Source organism: Mesorhizobium sp. M7A.F.Ca.MR.148.00.0.0, from assembly GCF_003997735.1.
Lineage (GTDB): Bacteria > Pseudomonadota > Alphaproteobacteria > Rhizobiales > Rhizobiaceae > Mesorhizobium.
In genome coordinates, this window is record NZ_RZTB01000002.1 from 84,278 (window position 1) to 94,790 (window position 10,513).

Consider the following 10,513-nt stretch of genomic DNA (forward strand, 5'->3'; position numbering starts at 1 on the left):
TTACTCCACTTGCGCGACGGCGGCGTTGATGCGCGCGATCGCTTCGGTCAGCACCTCTTCGCCGGTCGCGGTCGAGATGCGGAAATAGGGGGAAAGTCCATAGGCGGCGCCCGGCACCGAGGCCACGCGCCCTTCGTTCAGGAGATAATTCGCCACTGCCGTGTCGTCCTCGAGCACGACGCCTTTTGGGGTCCTGCGGCCGATCAGGCTGGCGCATCCGATATAGGCATAGAAGGCGCCTTCCGGTGGCGAAAGCGTAAGACCGTTGATCCGCCTGATGCCGTCGACGACAAGGTCGCGGCGCGCCTCGAACGCCTGCCGAAAGCGTGCCACCTCGTCCTGGGGGCCGTTGAGCGCGGCCACCGTCGCCGCTTGCGCGATCGAGCAGACGGACGTGCAGGACTGGCTCTGGATGATCGCCATCGCCCTGGTGAGCGGCGCCGGCCCGGCGGCATAGCCGACACGCCACCCGGTCATCGCATAGGATTTGGAGACGCCGTTGACGATCAGGGTGCGGTCCCTGAGTTCCGGGCAAGCCTTGCCGAAGGAGACGAAGTCGCGTCCGTCGAACAGGATGTGCTCGTAAATCTCGTCGGAAAGCACCAGCACCTGCGGATGCCTTGCCAAAACCGCTCCGAGTGCCCGCAGGTCCGATTGCGAATATATGGCGCCGGAGGGGTTGCCGGGCATGTTGAGGAACAGCCATTTCGTCCTTGGCGTGATGGCTTTTTCCAGCAGCTCCGGCGTCAGCCGGAAGCCGGAAGTTTCCGGTTCGATAACGACAGGCGTGCCGCCGAGCAGCTTCACCATCTCGGGATAGGAGACGAAGTAGGGCGCCGGCAGGATCGCTTCGTCACCAGACTCCAGCGTCGCCATCAGCGCGTTGAAGATGATCTGCTTGGCGCCATTGGCCACGACGACGTCGTCCGCCGTGTAGTCCAGTCCGTTTTCGCGGCGGAACTTGCCGGCCACGGCTTCGCGCACCTCGGCCGTGCCGGCGGCACCCGTGTATAGCGTCTGGCCGGCCTTCGCGGCGACATGCGCCGCTTCGATGATATGGCTCGGTGTCGGGAAATCCGGCTCGCCCAGGCCAAGATCGATCACGTCGACGCCCTTGGCGCGCAGGGCCTTGGCTGCCTGCGAAGCAGCCATGGACGCCGACGGCTTCACCGCAGACAGGCGCGAGGCAATGTAGCTCATTTGCCGTTCTCCGAAATGTATTCCTTGGAGCGGTCGTTCGCCCGCGCCTCGGTGCTGCGCTTGGACGGATCGCCATAGCCGCCGCCGCCCGGCAATTGGAGGATCAGCCGACGGCCGGCCGGAACATGCTGCCAGCCTTTGGGTCGCATCTGCGTGCCATCGTCCAGCCTGACCACGCCGGCCACTCCAGGTCCGCCGCCGTTGCGCCCGTGGGCGGGATGATTGACGCGGTCGAACATGGCCGAGAAGTCGAATTCATGGCCCTCGATCGCCTCGATTTCGATAACCTGCCCGAGCCCGCCGCGGAACTCGCCGTCGCCGCCGGAATCGGGCCGCAGCTCCTTGCGCCAGATGACGATCGGCCCGGTGTGCTCCGTTGCCTCGATCGGCATCGTATGGACGCCGGAGGGGAAGGCCGTCGCCGACAATCCGTCGAGACCGGGGCGCGCGCCCATGCCGCCGGAATTGAACATCAGCACCTCGGCGCGGCGGCCCGAACCGCCGGAGACCGGCCGAACCGAGATATGGATGTTCCACAGTGCGCCGGCGCCCTCGGCAAGAATCTTGCCGGGCATCGCCTTGGCGATCGCGCCGAGCACCAGATCGGGAACCATGTGGCCGAAGATGTGCCTGAGCGCCACCGGCGCCGGCCGCACGGCGTTCAGGATGTTGACCGGAGACGACACGGTGAAGAAGGCGAGCGACGCGGCATTGTTAGGAATATCGGGCGCCACCACGCATTTCAACGCGTAGCAGGCATAGGCCTTGCTGTAGATGATCGGGCAGTTGATGCCCCATCGGCTCATCGGGTCGGTACCGGTGAAATCGACCTCGACGCCGGCGTCCCGAACAGTGACCGTCGCCGCGAGTTTCACCGGCTCGTCGTAGCCGTCGGTCACCAGCGCGTTCGACCAGCTGCCTTTGGGCATCGCCTTGATGCGTTCGACCATGGCGTCGCGGGTGCGCGAGAAGATGAACTCGCCAAGCCCGTCCAGCGATGCCAGGCCGATCTCCTTCATCATGTCGACGAGGCGTCGGTGGCCGACTTCGTTGCAGGCGGCGAGCGAATAGAAATCGCCGACGACCTGGTTCGGCTCGCGGACGTTGGCGCGCAGGATCCTGACGAGATCGAGATTGACCTTGCCCTTCTCCGCGAACTTCATGATCGGGATCTGGATGCCTTCCTCGTAGACCGACTTGCCGTCAGCGCCGAAGCCGCGTCCACCGACATCGACCACATGCGCCGTGCAGGCGAAGAACGCAACCAATTCGCCGTTCAGGAACGACGGCGACACCATGGTGATGTCGTGCAGGTGGCCCGTGCCCAACCAGGGGTCATTGGTGACGTAGGTGTCGCCCTCGAACATGGCTTCGCGCGGGATTTCATTCATGAAATGCAGCACCGCCTCGGCCATGGTGTTGACATGGCCGGGCGTTCCCGTCACCGCCTGTGCCAGCATCTGGCCGCGGGGATCGAACACGCCCGCCGACAGGTCGCCTGACTCGCGCACCGATGTCGAGAAAGCCGTGCGCAGCAAGGTGAGGGCCTGCTCCTCGACCACCGAGATCAACCGGTTCCACATAACCTGCATGCGGATTTCACTGATGTCGCTCATGCCTGGCTGCCTTTGCGGATCAGAAGGATTGCGCCGTCGCTCTGGATGACGGCGTCGAAGCTCGTGGTGACGACGGTGGACGTCTCGCGTTCGACGATGATGACCGGGCCCGCCACCCGATCGCCGGTGCACAGCCCCTCCCGTTCGACGATGCCATAGGTCCGCGGCGCACCGCTGGCCGGATCGAACACCGCGCGGCTTGTTGCCGGCTGAGTGGTCCGCTTGCCGGTGATCAGCTCGTGCCTGGCGACAGCAGGCCGGACATCCGTCGCCTTCACGGACCAGGTGACGATCTCGATTTCCAGGCCGCCAAGTCCTTCGATGGCGCGGCCGAAGAAGCGTTGGTAATTCGCCTGGAACAAATCCTCAAGCGTGGTTGCGGCATCATTGCCGAACGGCTTGTCCGGCAGCGGCACGGGGATTTCCCAGCCCTGGCCGGCGTAGCGCATGAAGGCGGTGATTTCGCATGTGATCGTACCGTTGGCCCCTGCCCGCACGAAGCTTTCGGCTGACACTTTGAGGTCGTCGAGCAAAGCATTGGCCTCGGCCGGCTTGAACTGCGACAGCCGCGTCAGCCGGGATGCCAGGGCTTCGTAGCCGAACGGAGCCTTGAGGAAGCCGATCGCCGATCCGACGCCCGCGCCCTTGGGGACGATGCACTGGTCGATGCCGAGTTTCTCGCAAAGCCTTGCGGCGTGAAGCGGGGCCGCGCCACCGAAGGCGATCATCACGTTGTCGGAAATGTTTTTGCCGTTTTCGACAGCATGGACGCGGGCGGCATTGGCCATGTTCTCGTCCACCACCTCGCAGATGCCGAAGGCCGTCGCCATGGCATCGAGCGACAGGCGTTCGCCGACATCGCGCAGGATCGCCTGTTCGGATGCGGACGTGTCCAGCCTGATGGCGCCGCCAGCGAAATTGTCGGGATCGAGCTTGCCGAGCACCAGGTCGGCATCTGTGATGGCCGGGCGCCTGCCGCCGCGGCCGTAGCAGGCCGGGCCAGGTTCCGATCCGGCACTTTCGGGGCCGGTCTGGATGCGGCCCATGGCATCGACCCAGGCGATCGAGCCGCCGCCGGCGCCGATCTCGATCATCTCGATCACGGGAATGGAGATCGGCATGCCGGAACCTTTGCAGAAGCGATAGGTACGCGCCACTTCGAAGGTTCTGGCGGTGCGCGGCGCATAATCCTCGATCAGGCAGATCTTTGCAGTGGTGCCGCCCATGTCATAGGAGACGACCTTTTCCAGGCCGAATCGCCTGGCGATGTCGGCGGCGAAGATGGCGCCGCCGGCCGGGCCGGACTCAACGAGGCGCACGGGAAATTCCGAGGCCGTCTCCACCGAGATCAGACCGCCCCCCGAATGGATCATGAAGACCGGGCACTCGGCGCCCATCTCCTTCAAGCGAGTCTGGAAACGCGCGAGATAGTCCGCCATCTGCGGCCGCACATAGGCGTTGGCGCAGACCGTGTTGAAGCGTTCGAACTCGCGCATCTGCGGCGAGACTTCGGCGCTGATCGAAATCGGGATGGTAAGCTTGCGGGACAGGATAGCGCGCGCCCGGCGCTCATGATCAGGGTTGGTGTAGGCGTGGATGAAGCCGATCGCCACGGAGCCGAAACCGCCGGCCGCGATCCGGTCGGCAATGCCTTCCAGGGCGGCTTCGTCGAGCGGTTGAAGCTCCTGGCCTTCCGCGCCGATCCGGCCCTTTACCGTGAAACGGTGCTCGCGCGGGATTAGCGGCGCCGGCAGCTGCAGGTCGAGGTCATACTGCTCGAAGCGGTTTTCCGTGCGCATCTCGATGACATCGCGGAACCCTTCGGTGGTGACCAGCGCGGTCTTGGCGCCACGGCGTTCGATGAGCGCATTCGTCGCCAGCGTCGTGCCGTGGATGATGATGCCGATCTCGGCAAGCGCGATACCGGCATCCCGCGTGACGACGGCAATGCCGTCCAGGATCGCCTGCTCGGGCGCCGCATAATTGGTCAACACCTTGGTGGAGAAGATCGTTCCCCTGAGGTCGAGCGCGACGTCGGTGAACGTGCCGCCGATGTCCGCGCCGAGACGGATGTCGTCTTTGGAGGTCATGCCTTGGCCTTCTGGGAAGCGAGCGCGGCGTCACGCATCTGGGAAAGGGTCTGTCGGGGCGTCAGCGCTTCGGGAGATATGGCGATGTCGAGGACCGCTCCCGTCACGGATCCGAGCGCCCGATCGAACGCCGCCGCGAAATCGCGCGTCGCCTCGACCCGCTCGGCATGGAAGCCATAGGCCTTTGCCAGTGTCACGAAATCAGGGTTTTCGAGCGACGTGCCCGAAACGCGCGCCGGATAGTGGCGCTCCTGATGGGCGCGGATCGTGCCGTAGATGCCGTTGTTGAGGATCAGCACGATCGGCTGCGCGCGAGCCTGCATGGCGGTTCCGAGTTCCTGGCAATTCATCTGGAAGTCGCCGTCGCCGGCAAAGCAGACGACCGTGCGTTCTGGAAACGCAACCTTGGCGGCAATTGCCGCCGGCAGGCCGTAGCCCATGGCGCCAGACTGCGGGGCGAGCAGCCGTGCGTACGGCCCGAACTTGAAGAACTTGTTCGGCCAGACGGTGAAATTGCCGGCGCCGTTGGTGAGAATGACGTCGGCAGGCAGGTTTGCGCGCAGCCAGGCGCTGACCTCCACCATGTCCACCGGGCCGGGCTGGACGGGCGCGCCGAATGTCCCTTCATAGGCTTTGCGGGCCGCGGCGCGCCAGTCCGCCCAGCCGCCTTTGACGGGCGTCAACGCCCGGGCAAAAGCGTTCGGCCCGGCATGGATACCGATGGCCGGCACATAGATCTTGCCGATCTCGCGATCGGAGCCATGGACATGGATCAGTTTCTGGCGCGGCACCGGCACGGACAGCAGCGTATAGCCGTCCGTGGTCATCTCGCCAAAACGCACATTGACGGCCAGGATCACGTCGGCCTCGCGGAGCAGGGCTTTGACATGCGCCACCATGCCGACGCCGGCCTCGCCGACAAAGACCGGCGAATGGTTGTCGAACTGGTCCTGATAGCGAAAGGCCGCCACGACAGGGATGTCGGAAGCCTCTGCGAAAGCCTGTAGCGCCGCGCGTCCGTCCACGGTCCAGTTGGCGCCGCCCATGAGCAGGACCGGCCTCTCGGCCTTGGCCAGCAGCCTGAAGGCCGAAGCGATCGCTTCCGGCGCCGGCGCCGGCTCGAAAATGGCCGCCGGTGCGCTGAGCGGAGCCGCTTCGGTCATGGTGGTCAGCATGTCCTCGGGCAGCGCGACCACGACGGGACCAGGTCGTCCGGTCAATGCGGTCGTCCATGCCCGCGCCACAATCTCGGGCAGGCGCATGACATCGTCGATCTCGACCACCCATTTGGCGACCGTGCCGAACACCGACCGGTAGTCGATTTCCTGAAACGCTTCGCGGCCCTTCATGTCGGTGCCGACCTGGCCGACGAACAGGATCATCGGCGAACTGTCCTGCATGGCCGTGTGAACGCCGATGCTGGCGTTGGTGGCGCCTGGGCCGCGCGTCACGAAACAGATGCCTGGCGAGCCGGTCAACTTGCCGTAGGCCGAGGCCATGAACGCCGCGCCGCCTTCATTGCGGCAAAGCGTGTAGTCCAGCTTTCCCTGCGTGTCGTGCAGCGCGTCCAGGACGGCCAGATAACTTTCTCCGGGCACGCCGAAGCTCCTGGTCGCGCCAAGCCCGATCAGGCACTCGACGAGAAGGCGGCCGCCATTGCGGATCATGCTTCAACATCCTCACTTTGGCGGCAGGTCGATCGAGCCTGGCTTCGGTTCATAGGTGCACGCAGGCGGTTCGGGGCGAAATCAAGAAATGCCGTCTATTCGAAAGTTTTTCTTTGCCGAGCAGCGCGCACCAGCACGCCCGGATTCATCGTGTCCCGTGGATCGAATGCATCCTTGAGCCGCGCCATGAGTTCGCGTTCCAATGGACTGCGGTTTCGGTCGGCCATGGCGATCTTTGCGCGGCCAAGTCCATGCTCGGCCGCGAAACTGCCGCCCATTTCCGTGGCGAGCGACGATAGCGCCTCGGCGAACCGCTCGGCCTTGCCGTCAAAATCGGCGCGGCCTTCCGGCGGCGACAGATTGTAGTGGATGTTGCCGTCGCCGAGATGCCCGAACGGGTTTATCCGCACGCCGGGAAGAATGTCGTCGCAGATCTCTGCGCCGGCCTCTACGAAACGGGCGATAGCGCCCGGAGGCACCGAGATGTCGTGCTTCAGCTGCTCTCCTTCCAGCCTCTGTCCTTCCGGCTGCTCTTCTCGCAGCCGCCAGAATTGTGCGCGATGCGCGCCCGTCGCCGCCAATGCTCCGTCCAGCACCAGGCCTTGCTCTATGCCCCACTCCAGCGCCGAAGCCAGTATCTCGTCGAGCGGAACGCGGGGGGCGCCCGATGCCAGTTCGATCAGCACATAGACCTCGCCGCGTGCCTCCAACTGGTAGGCGAGGTCGGGCAGGTGTTTGAGGGCCAGTCCCAGCCCGATGTCGGAGAAGAACTCGAGCCCGGTCAGGAATTCCCCCACCTCGCCCCGCAGAAAGGTGCCAAACGAAACCGCCGCGGCGAAATCGGACACGACGACAAGCGCGCTCGCCTGCCGCCGCGGCATCGGGTAGAGCCGCAGGATCGCGCGCGTCACGATGCCAAGCGTTCCTTCCGCGCCGCAATAGAGCTTGCGCAACTGGTAGCCGGCATTGTCTTTCTGCACCGCGCGCAGCCCGTTCCATATCGCCCCGTCAGGGGTCACGACCTCCAGGCCAAGCACGAGGTCTTGCATCATGCCATACCGGAATGCCTGGCTGCCGCCGGCATTGGTGCCGACCAGGCCGCCGATCCTGGCGCTGCCTTCCGCGCCGAGATGCATCGGAAACATCAGGCCGTGCGGTTCCAGCGCCTCGTGCAGCGCGGCAAGCACGGCTCCCCCCTCGACGAGGATCGAGCCGCTGTCCAAGTCCGGTTTGCCGATCGCCGTCATGCGCGAAAGCGAAACGATCACCGCATCCGGCCGATCGGCGACGGCGCCGCCGCAAAGCCCGGTGTTGCCGCCTTGCGGCACGACCGCCAGACCGGCCGCGTGGCATGTCTTTACGACACTGGCCACTTCGGAGGTGTCCGCAGGCCTGGCCACGCCTAGAGCCGCGACGCCGTAGCGATCGAGCCAATCGCGCTGATAGGGCCTGGCATCGCTGCCCGAAAGCCAGCCTTTCGGTCCGAGCATCTCGCGCAAGGCGGTGACGGGATCAGTCACGGACATGGCTGCGGCCTGACGCGGGATCGTTGCATCGATCAGTGACCAAGCACCTGCGACAGGAACTGCCGCGTGCGCTCGTTGCGAGAGGAGGTGAAGAATTCATCGGGAGGCGCCTGTTCGACGATCTCGCCTCCATCCATGAAAATTACCCGGTCGGCAACCCGGCGCGCAAAACCCATCTCATGCGTGACGCAGATCATTGTCATGCCTTCGGAGGCGAGCGTGACTATGACGTCGAGCACTTCCGCGATCATTTCCGGGTCGAGCGCAGAGGTCGGCTCATCGAACAGCATGATCTCGGGCTGCATGCAAAGGGCACGCGCTATCGCGACCCGCTGTTGCTGGCCGCCGGACAACTGACCGGGATACTTCATTGCCTGTTCGGGAATGCGTACCTTCTCCAGATAGCGCCGGGCGGTCGCCTCGGCATCCGCGCGCGGCACCTTGCGTACGATCATGGGCGCGAGCATGCAGTTCTCCAGCACCGTCATGTGTGGAAACAGGTTGAAGTGCTGGAACACCATGCCGACTTCCCGCCTGATCCCGTCGATGTTGCCGACATCGTCGTTGAGCTCGGTGCCGAGCACGGTGATCCGGCCGCCATTGTGCTGCTCCAGACGGTTGATGCAGCGGATCATGGTGGACTTGCCGGAGCCGGACGGGCCGCAGACGACGATCCTCTCGCCGCGATCCACGGACAAGCTCACCTTTCGCAGCGCCTGGAATGTCCCGTAATATTTGTCGAGATTTTCGATCAGCACCGCGGGGCCGCTGGATCGGGGCGAGTTTCCTGAAATCACGTAAACGCCCCCTATCGTTCGCCGACCGACATACGGCGCTCGAGAAAAGCGCCATAGCGGGACAGGCTGAACACGAAGATGAAGTAGATGAAGGCGATGAAGGCATAGACCTCGACATAGGCGAAGCGCCACTCGCCGGTGCCGTAGGCGGCATTGCCGGAGGCCAGGATCTCGAAGAAGCCGACGATGATCACCAGCGAAGTTTCCTTGAACGAGATCACGAACTGGTTGATCGTCGCCGGCAGCGCATTGCGCATGGCCTGCGGTAGAAGAATGCGGCCGACGCGCTGCCAATAGCGCATGCCAAGCGCCATGGCTGCCTCTTCTTGCCCACTGGGAACGCCCTGCATCCCACCCCTGACGATCTCCGCCTGATAGGCGGAAAAAAACAGGGCCGAGCCCAGGATCACCCGGTACAGCTTGTCGCCCACCAGCCATTGCGGCAGTGCGAACGGCAGCACGATGGCGAAGGTGAACAGGATCGAGATCAGAGGCAATGAACGCACCCCGTCGATGATGAGGCCGGTGGTACGGGAAATCCATGGCAGGCCGGAGCGGCGCAGCAGCGCCAGGCAGATCGCCAGCGGGAAGCCGATCAGGCAGGTGGTCACGAAGATGAACAGGGTCAGCGCCAGTCCGCCCCAGGCCTCCTCGCCGACATAGGGCAGACCAAGCACGCCGCCCTTCATCAGCACGTAGAAAAGCGCCGTTCCGGCTCCCCATACGAGTGCGATGCGGCGACCCGTCCAGAAGGCTGGAACGCAACTTAGCACCGTCATGACCACGACGATCAGGCAAGCCAGGGCCGACCGCCACTGCTCGTCATAGGGATAGAGGCCGAACAGGATGATGCGCCATCGCGCGGCAATGACCGACCAGCAGGCTCCCGCCGCCGCCTGGCAGGCTTCGGGTCCGCCGCTCGTCGTGAAGACAGCCGAGAAAACCGCCCAATTCAGGAGCTTCCAGGCCAGGAAGACCATGACCGCCAGGGAAGCCAGCGACAGCAATGCCTGCAGGGGCGTCGCAAAGAAGCGCCGCCTCAGATCCTCGATCTTGCCAATGGCAGGAGGGGCGACAACGACCATTTCCATCCCTCACCCCCTCAACTGGTTGCCCTTGAGGGCGATTGCTTTGTTGATGCGGTTGAAGATGGCGGCGAGGCTGAGGTTGATGACGAGGAAGCCAGCCATCAGGATGCCGATCGCTTCGATTGTCTGGCCGGAATGGTTGATCGTCAGCGCCACGATCATGAAGAAATCGGTGAAGCCCACCGCGATGCCCATTGTGGTCGCCTTCATCAGCCAGACATACTGGTTGGCGAGGATTGGCAGCATGGCGCGTAGTGCCAGCGGCAGCCGCACCAGCATGAAGACCCGCCACGGGCCGAGGCCCAGGGAAAGAGCCGCCTCGACCTGGCCCTTGCCGACAGCCTTGAACCCGCCGCGCACGATCTCGGCGATGTAGGAGCCGCCATAGATGGCGATCGCGATGGCCAGTGTCGCAAACTCCGGCGGAATGCGCAGGCCGCCTCGCAGATTGAGACCTTGCAGCGCCGGAAAATCGAGCAGCGGCGAGTCGGCCAGGCGGCCGGCCACCAGAACGATGGCCGCGCAGGCA

8 protein-coding genes are annotated in these 10,513 nt (G+C 64.5%); all 8 read right to left on the reverse strand.

What is annotated here, in order from left to right:
* A complete protein-coding gene (locus EOB49_RS01330) occupies positions 1-1,200 on the reverse strand; it encodes a pyridoxal phosphate-dependent aminotransferase (protein WP_127379922.1) in 1,200 nt (399 codons plus the stop codon).
* A complete protein-coding gene (locus tag EOB49_RS01335; RefSeq protein ID WP_127379923.1) occupies positions 1,197-2,816 on the reverse strand; it encodes a hydantoinase B/oxoprolinase family protein in 1,620 nt (539 codons plus the stop codon). The genes EOB49_RS01330 and EOB49_RS01335 overlap by 4 nt, the downstream gene beginning before the upstream one ends.
* Entirely contained in the window at positions 2,813-4,906 is a 2,094-nt protein-coding gene (locus EOB49_RS01340) for a hydantoinase/oxoprolinase family protein (protein WP_127329455.1), read from the reverse strand. The genes EOB49_RS01335 and EOB49_RS01340 overlap by 4 nt, the downstream gene beginning before the upstream one ends.
* Positions 4,903-6,573: a thiamine pyrophosphate-binding protein gene (locus EOB49_RS01345; protein WP_127379924.1), complete on the reverse strand. Its 1,671-nt coding sequence runs from the start codon at positions 6,571-6,573 to the stop codon at positions 4,903-4,905. The genes EOB49_RS01340 and EOB49_RS01345 overlap by 4 nt, the downstream gene beginning before the upstream one ends.
* A gap of 95 nt (positions 6,574-6,668) precedes the next feature.
* Positions 6,669-8,099, reverse strand: a complete 1,431-nt coding sequence (locus tag EOB49_RS01350; RefSeq protein WP_245472388.1) for an FAD-binding oxidoreductase — start codon at positions 8,097-8,099, stop codon at positions 6,669-6,671.
* 32 nt (positions 8,100-8,131) lie between these two features.
* Positions 8,132-8,896 (reverse strand): amino acid ABC transporter ATP-binding protein, encoded by a 765-nt coding sequence (locus EOB49_RS01355; protein ID WP_127267664.1) that lies wholly within the window; start codon positions 8,894-8,896, stop codon positions 8,132-8,134.
* An 11-nt stretch (positions 8,897-8,907) separates the two neighbouring features.
* Positions 8,908-9,987: an amino acid ABC transporter permease gene (locus EOB49_RS01360; protein ID WP_127267663.1), complete on the reverse strand. Its 1,080-nt coding sequence runs from the start codon at positions 9,985-9,987 to the stop codon at positions 8,908-8,910.
* Positions 9,988-9,990: 3 nt separating this feature from the next.
* Positions 9,991-10,513: ABC transporter permease subunit (locus tag EOB49_RS37250; protein ID WP_245472390.1), on the reverse strand; the 523-nt coding region annotated here is incomplete at its 5' end.